The following is a 17,936-nucleotide window of genomic DNA, read 5'->3' on the forward strand; positions in this document are numbered from 1 at the left end:
GCCTAGCGATAAACTGACTTGCACTACTTGTACCGCTGTTGGATCAGGTCAGTCTTCCCGGCAGCAAGGTTTGCCCGCATGAGCGTTGCGGTGATGTGCTTGCCGACAAAGGGCATGACAGCCAAGTTCTGTGACAATACTACGACCGCAGAGGCATGCAGCCGCTGATGCCTCTGCGCAAGATCTATCGCAGCGCTCGACCCAGCCTGCCTCAAGAGAAAATGCTTTTTGTATTGGGGGACTTTCTTTCACTTCCATTCGGGGTGAATAGAGACGGCACTGGTGATTTCCTGAGTCAGGATGGCCAGTGCTCTGAGCAGTCAATGTCGATTACGGTGGCCGGTATGCACGGCCTAGGGTGATTATGCGTCACTCAATTAGGCTTCGATCAGTCTGCAAAACGGAAAAACGATGCGTCTAATATTGGATATGACTTGCCTGACTCAATCATCTTCTGATATATAGCATTGTGCCACCTCTATCTGATTCATGTTTTAGGAAGATGTATGTCAAACGGAACCCATGAAACACCTTCAATCTGCGATCTAGGGCAGCTGCCTGGCGACGGCAATGACCCTCCAAGCTCAGCAAACGCCACAGCTAGCTCCGAGGCCCCCTCAGCCGACGGATCAAGTATAAAAAAAGAGCTCGTCAATAAGGCCAGGCTCGAAGATATAAAGGTAGCCTTCGACAGCTTGAGAAACATGGGCATATGTATAGCTATGCTTCTAGGGCTTCCAGCTTTACTGGAGAAAGCAGCTTGGACGCACGAAATATTTAAGGTTGGACTATCTCTGTATGTGATCATAACGGTAGCTTACCTGGCTTGGGAAAACCTCCGCTGGACGATGCATAATATGAAAGAACAGCCTACTTTTAAATGGGCCCATAAACCTGGTCAATTTTTCGTGCTGCTCCTAGCTGTATTTGTCATTTTTTCTTTCCTGGCAGATGCGTTCGTGAAGTTAGTTCTTCCTTGGATTTTGGCGCAGTTGCAGGTATAGGTAGGCTATGGGAGTCGTAATGTTTTTACCGCTCCTCCTTAGCTAGTTTTCAGAAATTTGCCTTCTCGCAGAATACATATAAAGATTCAAGTATTGCCCGAAGACTTAGTACGTCAGCCAAAAATACAGCAAAGTTCATGCTGTTGGATTTACGGTAGTCTCTCTAATTTACGAATGATCCCTCTTCAGCGCCTCTGCCGATCGCTGCAGAGACATCAATGATCGTGCTTGACGAGATCAATGCTCGAGGTGGAAGGGGGATTTTAGAGCTAGAAGGGTGCATGCTGCCCCTAGAGTGCAGGTGCTCTGGGATATGACAAGTCAGAGCTATATTACAGATATTCAACAGCTATGGACGCTATGATTCAATTGAGAGGTAGCACGCCGATTGCACGTCTGACGCACTGAACAGGTCCTGAGACTAAGCAGCTAGGTTGGGGTCTCGGATCTGGTTTAAAACGGCTATCAACTCATGCCATGGATGAAGTCCTGGTGACTTGGCATCGCAGTCAGGTGAGTGCTCAAATGACTGACCGGCCATGTCTATAGGCTGAGCTATTAGGCAACTGCTGCAAACAACGAAGTCTGCCATGAGGCACCATCGACCAGCCCAAATGACCTGTTGCTCATTCAACAGGCTACACCTGTCCACCCTCATGCAGCGTTCACTGGCACCTTTGTTCATAACTGATCCTTGTCATATTGTGGCGGCGTAATTGCGCCACTCACTAGGGTAGCTCAGATACGTGCCAAGGATGCGACTAAATAGGAGCAAAAAAACCTAACAGAAGTGTTTTTTATTATGGGGTAGACCCCGTGCTTGAACGCTGTGAGTGTTGGTCCTGCACACCACCCCACATAATGGGGCTGACTCCGGCACCACGGAGCAAAACTCGATGTTGTTCGATTACGCGCTCCAGAGAATTTTTGAGCTTCCAAGACTCGCATTCGGTACGGAGCAGATCAGATATACGATTGTCCGCTTCCCGCAGCTTAATCCTGAGCTTGTCACGTTCGAGCGCTGCATCGTTGTGGATGTCGATCAGCTTCGTGACGTGCATCCGATAGCGATCGACTTCGTCGCGCAGCAGCCTGTTTTCTTCCGACACTAGGTGGACCTGTTGCTTCATCATCTGGTCCTCAGTCGGACAGAGCGGCCAGTCTTCGGCGTAGTCAATGTTCATGGTGGATGATTCTCAATATATGTATATGCATACAGTGGTTGAGTTGTCTGAGTTTGAGGAGTGGTGTTCGTCGGCCTGATTCGTGAGGGTCGCTATGGCATTGTGGCGTCAAGGAGTGACCAGATCCGCCCAGTCCTGCATCATCTCCCGCCGCTGTTCTATGTAGGTGGCATGGTTGTAGGTGTCTCGTATAGTGCTCGTATCTGCGTGCGCTAGCTGCCGTTCGATCCAGTCGCGGTTGTACCCACGTCCGTTCATCTCCGTAGAGAACAGGTGCCTGAATCCGTGCGGGGATTGAATTCCGGTCAAGCCAGAAAGCTCGATTACGTTGTTGGCGTAGTTGGTGCTAACCGGCTTTGTCGGGTCACTGCGGTGCACAAAAATGTACTCAAGGTGGCCGGTCAGCGGCAGCATGGCCTTCAGCAGTTCAATCGCCTGCTTGGGCAGCGGCACGACGTGATCACGACGCATCTTCATTTTACCGGCCGGAATCGTCCAAGTGGCATTGTCGAAATCGATCTCCTTCCACATGGCATGCCGCACTTCTCCTGGGCGGGATGCGCAGTAAATCATCATCATGAAGGCGGATTTGTACTGCTGCCCAGCAGAGCAACTCACAATAGTGGAGATCGTTTTCGGTAACTCGCTAAAAGGCAGGAACGGAAAGTGACGCTGGAGGGTGATGCGCTCTGTGACGGTATGCATTTCCAAGGTTGGATTGGTATCCACGATGCCCGTTGCGATCGCGTACCGGAATATCTGACCCAGTCGCTGCCGGGTCTTTACGGCCGTTGTCACGGAACCTCGTTTTTCAATTCGGCGAATCACGCCGACAATTTCCGAGCGAGTGATGGAGCTCATCTGGCGATTACCAAAGGCAGGGAGCCAGTCAAGCTCCATTGAATTACTGATAATCCGCAGTGATCCAGGCTTCAAGCTTCCTTTCCTGAATGTCAGCCATTCCTCGTAAACGCGGCGAAGGGTATGTTCTTGAGCGTTTATGAGCTGTGCCTTCTTGTCCTTCCTTGAATCGCGGGGATCTATCCCACGCGCCACCTCTTCGCGTGCTTCATCACGCCTCATCCTCGCTTCTTTCAATCCGATTTCTGGGTATGTGCCCAACGAAATACGAGCCTGCTTGCCCAGCCAGGTGAAGCGGAAATGCCAGCTCTTAATCGCGGTGGGTGCCACGTATAGGCTCAGCCCAAGGGAGTCGGGCAGCGTGTACGCTTTGTCTTTCGGCTTAGCTTGTCTTAAAGCTGTGTCTGTCAGTGCCACCAGTACATCCTCAGACTAATCGTGTGAAATGTACTGAATGATGTACTAATTAGCGTAGGCAGGGAAGGTTGGCAGTGATACAGGATGGTACGCGAAAGCCCTATAAATAAGGGGATTGAGAATTTTTTGGGGCGGGTCGGGAAGGCGCGGGATCTGGCCGTGGAAATTTTGAAGATTTCCACTGTGTATTGGCCCCGGAAAAATGGCGATCGCTGACGCGATAAATGCAATCGGGGAGTTTAACAGCAATGGCCTGAAACTCCATGCCAGGAGCGCTTGGTGGCACTCGGCCAGATCTATTCAGTTTGAGTTAAGTTGTACCGGTTAAGGTGGATGCCATAGAAGCACCGATCGCTATGGATACCCCTATGAAAACGCTGACGACCCTGCTGGCGGCCCTTACATTTGGTTTGACGTCCTGTTTCATTCAGGCGCGTGAGGTCGACCCACAGGAAGTGCTGCGCCTCAGTGATGCAGGTACGCTTCATTCGGCTGAAAAGCTCGATGCCAAAGCGCTGAGCAAACACCCCGATGCCCGTATCATTGGCACGCAGTTCAGGAACATATACGGCAGGTACGTTTACAATGTCGAGCTGCGTGACAAACAGGGTATCGAGTGGGTTCTCGAAATGGACGCCGCCACGGGCCAGGTCTACAGGAATCATCAGGACAACTAATGAATGTCGACAAGCGTCTCTGTGTCATCCTTGGTTTGAGCCTGACCTGCTCCTTTGTGTACGCCAGAGATCTGAATCAGGATGAAGCGCTCAGTTTGCGGCAGCGCGGAGTCATATTGCCTCTTGAACAGTTCATTGAGCGCGCGATGGGCCTTCATCCGGGCTCTCGTTTGCTGGAGGCCGAGCTTGAGGAAAAGAATAATGTGTACGTGTATGAATTTGAATTGCTGACCCCTGAGGGCGTTGTTCGCGAGCTCAAGTTCGATGCGCGTGATAGCCGATTGTTGAAAGACGAGGATGATGACTGATGCGCCTGCTACTGGTTGAAGACCACGTTCCCCTGGCCGATGAGCTGCTCGCTGCGCTGGGGCGTCAAGGCTATGCGGTCGACTGGCTGGCTGACGGGCGCGATGCGGTTTATCAAGGAGCAAGCGAGCCGTATGACTTGATTGTTCTGGATCTGGGCTTACCCGGCATGCCAGGGCTCGAGGTTCTTCAGCAGTGGCGCAGCAAAGGTCTGGCGACCCCTGTGTTGATTCTGACCGCGCGGGGTTCCTGGTCAGAGCGTATAGAAGGTTTGAAGGCAGGCGCTGATGATTACCTGACCAAGCCTTTTCATCCTGAAGAGCTGCAGCTGCGTATTCAGGCGCTGTTGCGACGTTCGCACGGGCTGGCCAACCAGCCCACGCTGGAATCGGCCGGTCTTAATCTGGATGAAGGCCGGCAATGCGTCAGCCGGGATGGCGTGGATATCCAGCTCACCTCGGCTGAGTTTCGTCTGCTGCGTTATTTCATGCTCCACCCGGGACAGATTCTCTCGAAAAGCCATCTGTCGGAACATTTGTACGATGGCGAAAACGAGCGTGATTCCAATGTCATTGAAGTCCATGTCAATCACCTGAGGCGCAAGCTGGGCCGTGCAGTTGTCGAGACACGCCGCGGCCAAGGCTATCTGTACGGCGGAGCCGGCGGTTGAAGTCCATACAGCGACGTCTGAGTCTGGGTCTGATCGCCGTCATGGTCGTTGTCGGTCTGGTGATGGCACAGACCAGTCTGTGGCTGTTCGAAGTGGGCTTGCAACGCTACCTGGAGTCAGGTCTGCGCAACGAGAGTGAAAACCTGCTGGTAGCGCTGGTGCGAGGTCCTGCCGGGCTGCAACTGGATGACCATCGCCTGTCGGGTGCCTACCAGCGTCCGTTGTCTGGCCATTATTTCCGTATGGACTTGCCGCAGGGACACTGGCGCTCCCGCTCCCTGTGGGATTTCGAGCTGCCCCAGCCCGGGGTGGGTTTGCATGCCAATCTTGAGCTCGGCAAGACCGGGCAATCGCTATTGATGCTGACCAGCGAATACCGCAAGTTCGGCAAGCAGGTTTCAATCACCGTCGCCCAGGATTACACGCCGGTCAGGGCAAGTTTTCGTCTCATGCAGCAGATCGGGCTGGGGCTCGGGCTTGCCGCGCTGATCCTGGTACTGGTGTTGCAACGCATCACCGTGCGAAGAGCGCTTCGTCCGCTTGAAACCGTTCGCGAGCAGATTTTTCAGCTTCAGCAGGGCCAGCGTTCACAGCTGGACAATCAGGTTCCCCTCGAACTCGAGCCGCTGGTGGCGCAGATCAACCACTTGCTCGCGCATACTGAAGACAGCCTGAAGCGCTCGCGCAATGCGCTGGGTAATCTGGGACATGCCTTGAAGACACCACTTGCGGTGTTGCTCAGCCTGGCCCTCAGCGGACAGTTGGACGCCAACCCGGCCTTGCGCAGGACCCTGCAGGAACAGCTGGAAAATATCCGTCTGCGTCTGGAGCGTGAGCTCAATCGCGCGCGCCTCTCCGGTGACGCTCTACCGGGAGCCCGCTTCGATTGTGATGCCGAACTGCCCGGGCTTTTCTCCACGCTGGGCATGATCCATGGTGCTCACCTCCAGTTGGTCAACGATGTCGAGGCGGGCATGTATCTGCCGTGGGATCGGGAAGACATTCTCGAGCTGCTCGGCAACCTGCTGGACAACGCCTGCAAATGGGCCGACAGCGAGGTACGTCTGAACATTTTGAGTCAGGCTCAGGGCTTCTGCCTGTTGGTGGATGACGATGGCCCTGGTATTCCCGAGGCGCAACGCGCAGAAGTGTTCAGTCGTGGCGCTCGTCTTGACGAGCAGATTACCGGCCACGGGCTGGGCCTGGGCATCGTGCGCGACATCGTCGAAGCGTGGGGCGGTCAATTGCAATTGCAGGAGAGCCCGGCAGGGGGATTGCGGGTACGCATAGACCTGCCAGAACGGACTGCCCCGTAGTACGTCAGCCCGTATCTTTCAGAGAAATCAATCGCAGCGTTCATCAGCTCGCGGCTGCTGTCGAGAGCGTCGCCGATGAAGCCCGGCAAAGCGCAGAGACCTCCCGCAGCCTGGCAAAACCGGGCGCGCGCCTGGACAGTCTGGTCGATCAGGTCCGGGTCTGATGCCTGTCTGGCAGGGGCTTGAACCCCTGCCATCACTCGCGACTGGCATCGCCGTCATATTGCCTTCATGGAAGATGGCACTCGTGCGCTCGCGTGCTGACTAAGCTCTAGACCGGGCGCGATGCGCGGTCTAATGACATGGACAGGACATGAACGAAACCACGCTGCAATACAAAACCCTCATTCTGCTACTGGTACTGGTGACCATTGCCTTCATATGGATTCTGCTGCCGTTCTATGGCGCAGTATTCTGGGCGGTCATCCTTGGAATCATCTTCGCGCCTGTGCAGCGCAAGTTGCAGATCAAGTTCAACTGGTCACGCAATCTCACTTCCCTGTGCACCCTGACGATCTGTCTGGTCATCGCGATTCTGCCGGTGATCGTGATCAGCGCCTTGCTGGTTCAGGAGGGCACCACGCTGTACAAGAACGTCGAGACCGGGCAACTTGATATCGCCGGTTATCTGGCCGAGTTCAAGGACCTGTTGCCGCACTCCATGCAGGCGCTGCTCGATCGTCTGGGCATGGGCGACCTGGAGGGGTTACGCGACAAGATCGCCAAGGGCGCGATGCAGGGCAGTCAGTACCTGGCGACGCAGGCATTCAGCTTCGGGCAGGGCACCTTCGACTTTGTCGTCAGCGTCTTCATCATGCTTTACCTGCTGTACTTCTTCCTGCGCGACGGACAGGAGCTGGTACGCAAGATCCGCACGGCCTTCCCGTTGGGCGAACAGCAGAAGCGTCGTCTGCAGCTCAAGTTCACCCGAGTGGTACGTGCCACTGTCAAAGGCAACGTGGTGGTCGCGGTGACGCAAGGTGCGCTGGGTGGCTTCATCTTCTGGGTGCTGGACATCCCGAGTGCGTTGCTCTGGGCGGTGATCATGGCGTTCCTGTCGCTGTTGCCTGCGGTGGGAGCCGGGATTGTCTGGGCGCCAGTGGCGATCTACTTCCTGCTTAGCGGCATGATCTGGCAAGGTGTGGTACTGGGCTTGTTTGGCGTCCTGGTGATCGGCCTGGTGGATAACGTCCTGCGTCCGATCCTGGTGGGCAAGGACACCAAAATGCCGGACTACCTGATCCTTATTTCCACGCTGGGCGGCATGTCGGTCTTTGGTCTGAACGGCTTTGTGATCGGGCCTCTGGTGGCGGCGCTGTTCATGTCCAGCTGGGGATTGTTCAGCGGCGCCAAGAAGCCCGTAAAACTGCCTGGCTGATATTGCAAGGACGCATTGCCACGTTTGCCCATGACGTCAGGCATTAGCCGTTTTCGAAGACAAAAAAAAGCCCTGCTCAAGAGCAGGGCTTTTTGTTTGCGCAGGATCAGCCCGCTACGTGCAGACCGGCATTGAGCACCAGATCGAGCAGCGGTTGCGGGTAAACACCCAGCACGAAGGTCAGGATCGCAACGGCCAGCAGCATCACGCCGCCCGTGCGCTGCGCCCAATTGATGGCTGCGTCGTGGCGAGGAAGCTTGTTGTCGACCAGATACATGGTCACCATCACGCGCAGGTAGTAGAACACGCCGATGGCGCTACCGATTACCAGAGCCCCGACCAGCCACCACAACTGCGATTCGACACCAGTGGCGATGATATAGAACTTGCCGATGAAACCTGCGGTGAGCGGGATACCTGCCAGCGACAGCATCATCAGGGTCATGACTGCCGTCAGGTAAGGGCGACGCCAGAACAGTCCACGGTATTCGAACATCGCGTCGGCATCACGTCCGCTGTAAGGCGAAGACATCATGGTGATCACACCGAAGCTGCCCAGCGAGGTGAGGACGTAAGTCGCCAGGTAGACGCCGATCGCCTCGACCGCCATGCCCTTGCTGGCCACCAGCGCAATCATCAGGTAACCGAAGTGGGCGATGGAGGAGTAGCCCAACAGACGCTTGAGGTTGGTCTGAGTCAGCGCCAGCAGGTTGCCGACGAGGATCGACGCGACGGCGATGACTGCCAGTACATCATGCAAGACACCGCTGCTGGCTGCCGGAGAAATCTGGAACAGACGCACCAGTACCGCGAACACTGCCACCTTGCTGGCAGTTGCCAGGAAGGCAGCGACCGGCGCAGGGGCGCCTTCGTAAACGTCCGGGGTCCACAAGTGGAACGGCACCAGTGACAGCTTGAAGGCCAGGCCGACGACCATCATGCCCAGACCCAGGCTGGCAATCGGGCTCGGCATGCCGGTTGCCGCGATGGCCTTGCCGATACCGTCGAAGCTCAGCGAGCCTGCCTCTGCGTACAGCAGCGCCATACCGAACAGCAGGAACGCCGAGCCTGCAGCCGACAGGACCATGTACTTGATGCCGCCTTCCAGCGAACGCTTGTTGAAGAAGGCATAAGCCACCAACCCGTAGACCGGCACCGACAGCAGTTCCAGGCCGATGAACAGCCCCGCCAGATGCTGAGCGCTGACCAGAACCAGTCCACCGGCAGCTGCCAGCAGGATCAGCAGGTAAAGCTCTTCGCGATTGCCCGGATACCCGGCCTTGCCGTCACCTAGATAGGCGTGCGCCATGGTCACGCAAGCGAGGGTAGAGGCGAGGATGATCGCCATGTACAGGCAGGCAAAGTTGTCGATATGCAGCAGTGGCGTCACGACCAGAGGGGCGACTTTCAATGCCGGATAAATCGACAGCAGGGCCAGGTTGAGGCCTGCTACCGAAAGCAGGAACGTTTGCGAGTGATTGCGGCGCCATGCGATCGCAAGCATCACCACGACAATGGTGAGGCTGGTGATCAGCAGTGGCGCAAGCGCAATAAAGTGTTGAATCGTCAGGTCCATAGCGCTCTTACCGGGCCGAAGCGAGTTGAGTGAAGGCAGTGCCTAGCCATTGCTGCACGCCGTGCATGGTCGCCGCCGATGTGTCGAGGAACGGCTGCGGGAATACCCCGAGCACGACCAGCAGCACGGCAAGGCCCAGCACCATGATCATTTCCCGTCCGTCCATGCCCTTCAGAACCTCGTCGGACTTCGACGGGCCGAAGTAGGCGCGGTGGATCATGATCAGCGAGTAGACAGAACCAAATACCAGACCGGAAGTGGCAATCGCCGTGATCCAGGGTGAGCTGGCAAAGCTGCCCAGCAGAATCAGGAACTCGCCGACGAAGTTGCCGGTGCCCGGCAGACCCAGAGAGGCGGCGGCAAAGAACAGGCTGATGGCCGGGATGTAGGCGATGCGTGACCACAGACCGCCCATCTCACGCATGTCGCGGGTGTGCAGGCGCTCGTACAACTGGCCACTGAGAATGAACAGTGCCGCAGCCGATAGACCGTGGGCGATCATCTGGATCAGTACGCCTTGCAGCGCTTGCTGGCTGCCCGAGTAGATACCGATCAGTACGAAGCCCATGTGCGAAACGCTGGAGAATGCGATCAGACGCTTGATGTCGGTCTGGGCAAACGCCAGGAATGCGCCGTAGAAGATACCGACCAGGCCCAGCGTCATTGCAATCGGTGCGAACTCGGCCGATGCGTTGGGGAACAGCGGCAGGGCAAAACGCAGCAGGCCGTAAGCCGCAGTCTTCAGCAGGATACCCGCCAGGTCGACGGAGCCTGCAGTCGGTGCCTGGGCATGCGCATCCGGCAGCCAGGAGTGCAATGGCACCACCGGCAGCTTGACGGCGAAGGCTATGAAGAAGCCCAGCATCAGGATGTACTCGGTGCCTGGTGCCAGTTTGGTCTTCAGCAGGTCGGCGTAGGCAAAGGTGATCACGCCGGTCTGATTGAAGTGCACCAGCACCAGACCCAGGATCGCCACCAGCATGATCAGGCCACTGGCCTGAGTGAAGATGAAGAACTTGGTGGCCGCGTAGATACGGGTTTTCTTGCCATCCGAAGAGCTGTGACCCCAGAGCGCGATGAGGAAATACATCGGCACCAGCATCATTTCCCAGAAGAAGAAGAACATGAACAGGTCGATGGCCAGGAACACGCCGACGACACCGCCCAGAATCCACATCAGGTTAAGGTGGAAGAAACCGACCTTGCGCTGGATTTCCTTCCACGAGCAGAGCACCGACAGCACGCCCAGCAGGCCGGTCAGCAGGATCATCAGCAGCGACAGGCCATCGAGTGCCAGATGCACATCGATGCCGAAGCGGGTGATCCACGGGTGGTGGAATTCCAGGGTCCAGGTCGGATCGGCACCCGGCACCGGCGCGTAGCCGAAGTTGCCGGTAGCCCACAGCCAGAGGCCGAGAACCAGTTCCAGGGTCATTGTCAGCAACGCAATCCAGCGCGGCAGGGTAGAGCCGAAGCGCTCACCCAGCCAGCACAGCAGGCCGCCGATGAAGGGGATCAGGATTAGCCAGGGCAGAATCATGACGGGCTCAATTCCTTTCGCAAATTCGCAAGGTTCATATCAGATCGCAACCAGAACGACGGCACCGAGTACCAGAACGGCACCCACGGCGATCGAGGCAGCATACCAACGCAACTGGCCGGTCTCGGTGCGGCTCATGGTGTCATGACCGCCTTTGACCAGACGTGGGATCAAGCCGATGGTGCGGTCGAACGGATCACTACGCAGTACATGGCTGATTGCCAGATACGGCTTGACGAACAGCTTGTCGTAGATCCAGTCGAAGCCCCATGCCGCGAACCACCAGGCCGAGAGGAAACGGCCCGGAGCGCTGTTGGCGATAGCCGTTGCCAGGCGGCGCTTGCCGAGGAACAGCAACGCTGCCAGCAGGATACCGGCCAGCGCGATGGCGCCGGAGGCGATCTCCAGACTGTGCTTGGCTTCGCCACCGGCATGGCCGACGCTCTGCGGCAGCACACCGGCCAGCGGCGGAGTGATCAGCGCGCCGATGAACGTCGACAGCACGATCAGCACCGACAGTGGCAGCCAGTGAGCGATGCCGTGACCTGCGTGTGCTTCGGTCTTGGCTTCTCCGTGGAACGCGATGAAGATCAGGCGGAAGGTGTACAGCGACGTCATGAACGCGCCCACCAGGCCGGCATACAGCAAACCGTTGTTACCGCTGGCAAATGCTTCCCAGAGAATTTCGTCCTTGGAGTAGAAGCCCGCCGTCAGCAGCGGCAGAGCGGAAAGAGCAGCGCCACCGACGATGAAGCTGGCGTAGGCCAATGGCAGTTTCTTCCACAGACCGCCCATCTTGAAGATGTTCTGCTCGTGGTGGCAGGCAACGATCACCGCACCGGAAGCAAGGAACAGCAGCGCCTTGAAGAAGGCGTGGGTCATCAGGTGGAAGATCGCGCCTTCCCAGGCGCCGACGCCCAGTGCCAGGAACATGTAGCCGATCTGGCTCATGGTCGAGTAGGCGAGGATACGCTTGATGTCGGTCTGCACCAATGCGGCGAAACCCGCCAGAACCAGCGTGACGCCGCCGACAATCCCGACCAGATGCAGAATGTCGGGTGCCAGTGCAAACAGGCCGTGAGTACGCGCGATCAGGTAAACGCCCGCCGTGACCATGGTCGCTGCGTGGATCAGCGCCGAAACCGGAGTAGGACCGGCCATCGCGTCAGCCAGCCAGGTTTGCAGTGGCAGCTGGGCGGATTTACCGACCGCACCGCCCAGCAGCATCAACGTCGCCAGCACGATCCAGAAATCGCCGACCTTGAAGTGTTCCGGCGCCCTGACCAGCAGTTCCTGCACATTGAGCGTGCCCAGTTGCTGGAACAGGATGAACAGACCGATAGCCATGAATACGTCACCGATACGGGTGACGATGAACGCTTTGAGCGCTGCGTTGCCGTTGTTGCGGTTGCTGTAATAGAAACCGATCAACAGGTAGCTGCACAGCCCTACGCCTTCCCAACCGAAGTAGATGAACAGCAGGTTGTCGCCCAGGATCAGGAACAGCATGCTGGCAATGAACAGGTTGGTGTAGGAGAAGAAGCGCGAATAGCCCGCTTCACCGCGCATGTACCAGGACGCGAACAGGTGGATCAGGAAGCCGACGCCAACCACGACGCCCAGCATCGTGACGGACAGCCCGTCCAGATACAGTGCGAAGTTGGGCTGGAAGCCATCGACGTCCATCCAGCGCCACAGCACCTGGGTGTAGTGACCGCCTTCGGGGGGTGCCACGTTGAACTGCCAGATGACCCAGGCAGTGACAATGGCTGACAGGCCGATGGAGCCGACGCCGATCAGCGCAGCGAGGTTTTCCGAGATGCGTCCACGGGAGAACGACAGCAGCAGAAAGCCGATGAGGGGGAATACGAAAGTCAGAAAGAGAAGATTCATCCGCGCATCTCGCTGGCAGCATCGATATCGAGAGTGTGGAAGCGGCGATACAGTTGCATCAGGATCGCCAGGCCGATACTGGCCTCGGCTGCCGCAAGGCTGATCACCAGGATGAACATCACCTGCCCGTCCGGTTGTCCCCAGCGACTGCCGGCAACGACGAATGCCAGTGCAGCGGCGTTCATCATGATTTCCAGGCTCATCAACACGAAGAGAATGTTACGGCGCACCATCAGGCCGACCAGACCCAGACAGAACAGGACCCCGGCGACCGCCAGACCGTGCTCAAGAGGGATAGCATTCATTGGCTTGGCTCCTTGGCCTCGTTGCGGCCCAGATGGAAGGCCGTGATGGCTGCTGCAAGCAGCAGCATCGAGGCGAGTTCCACCACCAGCAGATAGGGCCCGAACAGGCTGATGCCGACTGCCTTGGCGTCGACCGTGGTGTGACCGACACCAGCGCCGGTCGGGTTGGCGAACAGCACATACAGCAACTCGGCCAGCAACAGCGCGCCGAGAATGACCGGGCCTATCCAGATGCCGGGTTTGAGCCAGGCACGTTCCTGCTGAACCGAGGCCGGGCCGAGGTTGAGCATCATCACCACAAACACGAACAGGACCATGATCGCGCCCGCGTAGGCAATGACTTCCAGCACACCGGCGAACGGCGCGCCGAGGCTGAAGAACGTCATTGCTACGGCGATCAGCGAGATGATCAGGTAGAGCAGGGCGTGCACCGGGTTCGTGTTGGTGATCACCCGCAGGGTGGACACAACAGCGATACCGGATGCGAAGTAGAAAGCGAATTCCATCTTTACTTCCTTAAGGCAGCAAGCTCTTGACGTTGATCGGCTCGGCTTCGTTCTGTGCGGAGCCCTTGGGCTTGCCGCCAATGGCCATACCGGCAACGCGATAGAAGTTGTAGTCAGGGTTCTTGCCGGGACCGGAGATCAGCAGATCTTCCTTCTCGTACACCAGATCCTGACGCTTGAACTCGGCCATCTCGAAGTCCGGCGTAAGCTGGATCGCGGTAGTCGGGCAGGCTTCTTCGCACAGGCCGCAGAAGATGCAACGCGAGAAGTTGATGCGGAAGAAGTCGGGATACCAGCGTCCGTCCTCTGTCTCGGCTTTCTGCAACGAAATACAGCCAACCGGGCAGGCTACTGCACACAGGTTGCACGCTACGCAGCGCTCTTCGCCATCGGGGTCGCGGGTCAGTACGATGCGACCGCGATAGCGAGGAGGGAGATAAACCTGCTCTTCGGGATATTGCAGGGTGTCGCGCTTGCGAAAGCCGTGGCCGAAGACCATGACCATACTGCGCAACTGGGTACCCGTACCCTTAACGATGTCACCAATATATTTGAACATGGGTCAAATCCTCACTGAACCGAGCCTGCCGGTGTGTTCAACAACACAATCGCAGCAGTCACCAGCAAATTGATCAGGGTCAGCGGCAGACAGAACTTCCAGCTGAAATCCATGACCTGGTCATAACGCGGGCGCGGGATGGAGGCGCGCAGCAGAATGAACAGCATGATGAAAAACGCGGTTTTCAAGGCGAACCAGAAGAAAGCCAGCGATGGCAGAATGTCGAACGGGCCGTGCCAGCCACCGAAGAACAGCGTCACCAGCAGCGCCGAGATCAAGATGATCCCGATGTATTCGCCCACGAAGAACATGCCCCATTTCATGCCGGCATATTCAATGTGGTAGCCGTCAGCCAGTTCCTGCTCGGCTTCCGGTTGGTCGAACGGGTGGCGGTGAGTCACCGCGACGCCTGCGATGAAGAACGTACAGAAGCCGAAGAACTGCGGAATGATGAACCACAGGTTCTGCGCCTGATATTCAACGATGTCGCGCATGTTGAAAGAGCCGACCTGAACCACGATGCCCATCAGCGCAAGACCCATGAACACTTCGTAGGACACGGTTTGTGCCGAAGCACGCAGGCTGCCCAGCAGGGCGAACTTGTTGTTGCTCGACCAGCCGGCGAACAGCACCGCATACACGGACAGACCGGCCATGGCGAAGAAGAACAACAGACCGATGTTCAGATCCGCGACGCCCCAGGTCGGGGTGATCGGGATGACCGCAAAGGCGATCAGCAAGGCGCTCATGGCAACCACTGGCGCCAGGGTGAAGATCACCTTGTCGGCGAACGGTGGGGTCCAGTCTTCCTTGAAGAACATTTTCAACATGTCGGCTGCGATCTGGAACATGCCGAACGGACCCACGCGGTTCGGGCCATAACGATCCTGCCACCAACCCAGCAGACGACGCTCGATGAAACTCAGCAGGGCACCGCAAATCACGACGGCCAGCAACACCACGATGGCCTTGACCACCGCGATGATTGCGTCGATCACATCAGGGGTAAACCAGGTCATTGCGCTGCCTCCTGCAGACCGTCAACGGATTTGCCGAAGAGTGCTGGCGGAATGCCGGGCAGTCCTGCCGGCAATGCCACAAGACCCGCGCCCAGTTCTTCGCTGATGCGCAGCGGCAAGGTCAGCGTTTCGCCGCCGATGCTCAAGGAGAGCAGGGCACCGTCGTTGACGCCGAGACGATCGGCTTCGGATTTGGCCAGGGCGACATAGGCCTGCGGGATGCGTTCCTGAACCGGCGCGGCCAGAGACGAGGTTTCGTCGCTGCCGAACAGGTGGAAGAACGGCACGACCTGCCAGGTGCCGCGTTCTGGAGAGAACGCGCGTGGCACGCTGGAGAACCATGACAGACCATCGCCCTGGCTTTCGATCAGGCGAGTGCCCGGATCGCCGGCACGCAAATGACCGCCGACTTCGTCCTGAAACTTGTTCCAGGCCTGCGGCGAGTTCCAGCCCGGCGACCAGGCGAATGGCACCTGCTGACGAGGCTCGGCCGAGCCCGAGTAGCCTTCCATGGAGAAAGAGAACGCGGTGTCGATGTCTTGCGAGGTGCGCGGCTCATGCACGCTGATGTTGGCTCGCATCGCTGTACGGCCGCTATAACGCAGCGGTTCGCGAGCCAGTTTCAGGCCCTTGATGCGGAACGATGCAGACGGCGCGGCGTTGACGATACCCGCCAGTTGCGGCGTGCTGCCGGCGCAGGCTTCGGTGACGTGGTCGAGTTGCGTCCAGTCGACCGGCTTGTTCAGCAAGGTGGCACGCAGGGCATGCAACCAGCGCCAGCCTTCGTGGACCAGAATGCTGGCATCCAGATAGGTCGGATCGAAGACCTGGAAGAAGCGCTGGGCGCGGCCTTCCTGGCTGACCAGTGTGCCGTCGCCTTCAGCGAAGCTGGCTGCTGGCAGAATCAGATGGGCACGGTCGCTGGTCGGGGTTTTCTGATGGTCAGCGACGATCACGACTTTCGCAGCGCTCAGCGCGGCGTCGACGATCTTGGCGTCCACACGACGATACAAATCGTTTTCCAGCACTACGATAGCGTCGGCCTTGCCGGAGATCACGGCTTGCAGCGCGGCATCTGCGGACTCGCCGCCGAACATCGCCAGGCCCATGCTGTTGGCTTCAGGCACGATCAGGCTGATGGAACCCTGCTTGTCGCGCAGCTTCAAGGCCTTGGCGATGTTGCCAGCGGCTTCGATCAGCGCTGTCGAACCCAGCGAGCTGCCGGAAATGATCAGCGGTCGTTTGGCAGCCAGCAGTGCGTCGGCAATGCGTTGCGCCAGTTCCAGCGCTTCGTTGTCCAGACCTTCGACGGCCGGTGCGCTGGCGTCCAGGGCGTGGGCCACGGCAAAACCGATACGCGCCAGGTCATCGGGCGCTGCATGTACGCATTCTTCTGCGACGTCGTCGAGACGGGTTTCGGCGAGGCTGGCGATGAACAGCGGATTGAGCTCGTGCTGACCGATGTTCTTCACGGCTGCGTCGAGCCACGGCTGGACTTTCATCGCCGCTGCCATGTCTTCAGCCTTGCCTTTGACGGCCTGGCGCAAGCCCAAGGCCATACGCGCTGCTGTCTGGGTCAGGTCTTCGCCGAGGACGAAGATGGCATCGTGATCTTCGATGTCACGCAGGGTCGGGATCGGCAGCGGACTGTCGTTCAGGACCTTGAGGATCAGCCTGATACGCTCCAGCTCACCGGCTTCGATACCGCTGTAGAAATGCTCGGCGCCCACCAGCTCACGCAGTGCGTAGTTGCTTTCGAGGCTTGCGCGAGGAGAACCGATGCCGACGATGTTACGGCCGCGCAGCAGGTCCGCCGCCTTGTCCAGCGCCTCGTCCAGGCTCAGTTTGACCTGGCCGTTGGCGAGCAATGGCTGACGCGGGCGGTCCTTGCGGTTGACGTAGCCATAGCCGAAACGTCCGCGGTCGCAGAGGAAGTACTGGTTCACCGAGCCGTTGTAACGGTTTTCGATGCGGCGCAATTCACCGTAGCGTTCACCCGGGCTGATGTTGCAGCCGCTGGAACAGCCATGGCAGATGCTTGGAGAGAACTGCATGTCCCACTTGCGGTTGTAGCGCTCGGAGTGGGTCTTGTCCGTGAACACACCGGTCGGGCAGACCTCGGTGAGGTTGCCGGAGAACTCGCTTTCCAGCGTGCCGTCTTCAACGCGACCGAAGTACACGTTGTCATGGGCACCGTAGACGCCCAGGTCGGTGCCGCCCGCGTAGTCTTTATAAAAGCGTACACAGCGATAACAGGCGATGCAGCGGTTCATCTCGTGCGCGATGAACGGCCCCAACTCCTGATTCTGGTGGGTACGCTTGGTGAAGCGATAACGGCGCTCGTTGTGGCCGGTCATCACGGTCATGTCTTGCAGGTGGCAGTGACCGCCTTCTTCGCAGACCGGGCAGTCATGCGGGTGGTTGGTCATCAGCCATTCGACGACACTGGCCCGGAAGGCCTTGGATTCATCATCTTCGATGGAGATCCAGGTGTTGTCGGTGGCTGGCGTCATGCAGGACATGACGATACGACCGCGTGTGTCGTTCTCGTCCGTGTACTGCTTGACCGCGCACTGGCGACAGGCGCCAACGCTGCCAAGGGCGGGGTGCCAGCAGAAATAAGGGATATCGAGGCCCAGCGACAGACATGCCTGTAACAGGTTGTCTGCACCATCGACTTCGAGCGCTTTGCCGTCTACGTGAATAGTAGCCATGGTTCAAAGGT

Annotated in this window: 16 protein-coding genes; 6 read left to right on the forward strand and 10 right to left on the reverse strand. The window is 58.0% G+C overall.

Annotated features, from left to right (window positions below; translation table 11 throughout):
- Window positions 1-506 precede the first annotated feature (506 nt).
- Window positions 507-1,004 carry a hypothetical protein gene (locus KBY02_RS12205; RefSeq protein WP_225650514.1) on the forward strand — a complete coding sequence of 166 codons (498 nt, stop codon included), beginning with the start codon at window positions 507-509 and terminating at the stop codon, window positions 1,002-1,004.
- A gap of 800 nt (window positions 1,005-1,804) precedes the next feature.
- On the opposite strand, the gene KBY02_RS12210 is transcribed toward KBY02_RS12205, so the two are convergent.
- Window positions 1,805-2,188, reverse strand: a complete 384-nt coding sequence (locus KBY02_RS12210) for a hypothetical protein (protein WP_225650516.1) — start codon at window positions 2,186-2,188, stop codon at window positions 1,805-1,807.
- 108 nt (window positions 2,189-2,296) lie between these two features.
- A complete protein-coding gene (locus KBY02_RS12215; RefSeq protein ID WP_225650523.1) occupies window positions 2,297-3,466 on the reverse strand; it encodes a tyrosine-type recombinase/integrase in 1,170 nt (389 codons plus the stop codon).
- Between the two features lie 368 nt (window positions 3,467-3,834).
- Between KBY02_RS12215 and KBY02_RS12220 the strand changes: the two genes are divergently transcribed.
- From KBY02_RS12220 to KBY02_RS12245, 5 genes are all read left to right on the forward strand, one after another.
- Entirely contained in the window at window positions 3,835-4,143 is a 309-nt protein-coding gene (locus KBY02_RS12220; protein WP_024660450.1) for a PepSY domain-containing protein, read from the forward strand.
- On the forward strand, window positions 4,143-4,451 hold the full coding sequence (locus KBY02_RS12225; protein WP_003317989.1) for a PepSY domain-containing protein: 309 nt from the start codon (window positions 4,143-4,145) through the stop codon (window positions 4,449-4,451). Before KBY02_RS12220 ends, KBY02_RS12225 begins: the two co-directional genes overlap by 1 nt.
- Window positions 4,451-5,119: a response regulator transcription factor gene (locus tag KBY02_RS12230; protein ID WP_003405126.1), complete on the forward strand. Its 669-nt coding sequence runs from the start codon at window positions 4,451-4,453 to the stop codon at window positions 5,117-5,119. Before KBY02_RS12225 ends, KBY02_RS12230 begins: the two co-directional genes overlap by 1 nt.
- On the forward strand, window positions 5,116-6,435 hold the full coding sequence (locus tag KBY02_RS12235) for a sensor histidine kinase (RefSeq protein WP_011268280.1): 1,320 nt from the start codon (window positions 5,116-5,118) through the stop codon (window positions 6,433-6,435). The genes KBY02_RS12230 and KBY02_RS12235 overlap by 4 nt, the downstream gene beginning before the upstream one ends.
- Before the next feature lie 313 nt (window positions 6,436-6,748).
- The gene (locus KBY02_RS12245; RefSeq protein WP_003405122.1) at window positions 6,749-7,813 is read left to right on the forward strand and encodes an AI-2E family transporter; all 1,065 of its coding nucleotides are present in this window, start codon (window positions 6,749-6,751) and stop codon (window positions 7,811-7,813) included.
- A 106-nt stretch (window positions 7,814-7,919) separates the two neighbouring features.
- Here KBY02_RS12245 and nuoN read toward each other — a convergent pair whose 3' ends face one another.
- From nuoN to nuoG, 8 genes are read right to left on the reverse strand one after another with little or no spacing between them, the layout of a single operon-like run.
- The gene (nuoN, locus tag KBY02_RS12250) at window positions 7,920-9,389 is read right to left on the reverse strand and encodes an NADH-quinone oxidoreductase subunit NuoN (RefSeq protein ID WP_024639675.1); all 1,470 of its coding nucleotides are present in this window, start codon (window positions 9,387-9,389) and stop codon (window positions 7,920-7,922) included.
- Between the two features lie 7 nt (window positions 9,390-9,396).
- Window positions 9,397-10,929 (reverse strand): NADH-quinone oxidoreductase subunit M, encoded by a 1,533-nt coding sequence (gene nuoM / locus KBY02_RS12255; RefSeq protein WP_002554022.1) that lies wholly within the window; start codon window positions 10,927-10,929, stop codon window positions 9,397-9,399.
- A gap of 39 nt (window positions 10,930-10,968) precedes the next feature.
- Window positions 10,969-12,822, reverse strand: a complete 1,854-nt coding sequence (nuoL, locus tag KBY02_RS12260; protein WP_010427021.1) for an NADH-quinone oxidoreductase subunit L — start codon at window positions 12,820-12,822, stop codon at window positions 10,969-10,971.
- Window positions 12,819-13,127: an NADH-quinone oxidoreductase subunit NuoK gene (nuoK, locus tag KBY02_RS12265; protein ID WP_003317980.1), complete on the reverse strand. Its 309-nt coding sequence runs from the start codon at window positions 13,125-13,127 to the stop codon at window positions 12,819-12,821. Before nuoK ends, nuoL begins: the two co-directional genes overlap by 4 nt.
- The gene (gene nuoJ, locus KBY02_RS12270; protein WP_003317979.1) at window positions 13,124-13,633 is read right to left on the reverse strand and encodes an NADH-quinone oxidoreductase subunit J; all 510 of its coding nucleotides are present in this window, start codon (window positions 13,631-13,633) and stop codon (window positions 13,124-13,126) included. The genes nuoK and nuoJ overlap by 4 nt, the downstream gene beginning before the upstream one ends.
- A gap of 10 nt (window positions 13,634-13,643) precedes the next feature.
- Window positions 13,644-14,192: an NADH-quinone oxidoreductase subunit NuoI gene (nuoI, locus tag KBY02_RS12275; protein ID WP_003405112.1), complete on the reverse strand. Its 549-nt coding sequence runs from the start codon at window positions 14,190-14,192 to the stop codon at window positions 13,644-13,646.
- Between the two features lie 11 nt (window positions 14,193-14,203).
- Window positions 14,204-15,211, reverse strand: a complete 1,008-nt coding sequence (gene nuoH, locus KBY02_RS12280; RefSeq protein WP_003405110.1) for an NADH-quinone oxidoreductase subunit NuoH — start codon at window positions 15,209-15,211, stop codon at window positions 14,204-14,206.
- On the reverse strand, window positions 15,208-17,925 hold the full coding sequence (gene nuoG, locus KBY02_RS12285; protein WP_024660447.1) for an NADH-quinone oxidoreductase subunit NuoG: 2,718 nt from the start codon (window positions 17,923-17,925) through the stop codon (window positions 15,208-15,210). The genes nuoH and nuoG overlap by 4 nt, the downstream gene beginning before the upstream one ends.
- Between the last annotated feature and the right edge of the window lie 11 nt (window positions 17,926-17,936).

The organism is Pseudomonas sp. P129, from assembly GCF_020312195.1.
Taxonomy (GTDB): domain Bacteria; phylum Pseudomonadota; class Gammaproteobacteria; order Pseudomonadales; family Pseudomonadaceae; genus Aquipseudomonas; species Aquipseudomonas fragariae.

Coding starts and splice junctions, on each gene's coding strand:
- nuoH (WP_003405110.1), bottom strand. CDS start 15,211: ATGACCTGGTTTACCCCTGATGTGATCGACGCAATCATCGCGGTGGTC.
- KBY02_RS12245 (WP_003405122.1), top strand. CDS start 6,749: ATGAACGAAACCACGCTGCAATACAAAACCCTCATTCTGCTACTGGTA.
- KBY02_RS12210 (WP_225650516.1), bottom strand. CDS start 2,188: ATGAACATTGACTACGCCGAAGACTGGCCGCTCTGTCCGACTGAGGAC.
- nuoK (WP_003317980.1), bottom strand. CDS start 13,127: ATGAATGCTATCCCTCTTGAGCACGGTCTGGCGGTCGCCGGGGTCCTG.
- nuoM (WP_002554022.1), bottom strand. CDS start 10,929: ATGATTCTGCCCTGGCTAATCCTGATCCCCTTCATCGGCGGCCTGCTG.
- nuoN (WP_024639675.1), bottom strand. CDS start 9,389: ATGGACCTGACGATTCAACACTTTATTGCGCTTGCGCCACTGCTGATC.
- nuoJ (WP_003317979.1), bottom strand. CDS start 13,633: ATGGAATTCGCTTTCTACTTCGCATCCGGTATCGCTGTTGTGTCCACC.
- KBY02_RS12205 (WP_225650514.1), top strand. CDS start 507: ATGTCAAACGGAACCCATGAAACACCTTCAATCTGCGATCTAGGGCAG.
- nuoI (WP_003405112.1), bottom strand. CDS start 14,192: ATGTTCAAATATATTGGTGACATCGTTAAGGGTACGGGTACCCAGTTG.
- KBY02_RS12220 (WP_024660450.1), top strand. CDS start 3,835: ATGAAAACGCTGACGACCCTGCTGGCGGCCCTTACATTTGGTTTGACG.
- nuoL (WP_010427021.1), bottom strand. CDS start 12,822: ATGAATCTTCTCTTTCTGACTTTCGTATTCCCCCTCATCGGCTTTCTG.
- KBY02_RS12230 (WP_003405126.1), top strand. CDS start 4,451: ATGCGCCTGCTACTGGTTGAAGACCACGTTCCCCTGGCCGATGAGCTG.
- KBY02_RS12225 (WP_003317989.1), top strand. CDS start 4,143: ATGAATGTCGACAAGCGTCTCTGTGTCATCCTTGGTTTGAGCCTGACC.
- nuoG (WP_024660447.1), bottom strand. CDS start 17,925: ATGGCTACTATTCACGTAGACGGCAAAGCGCTCGAAGTCGATGGTGCA.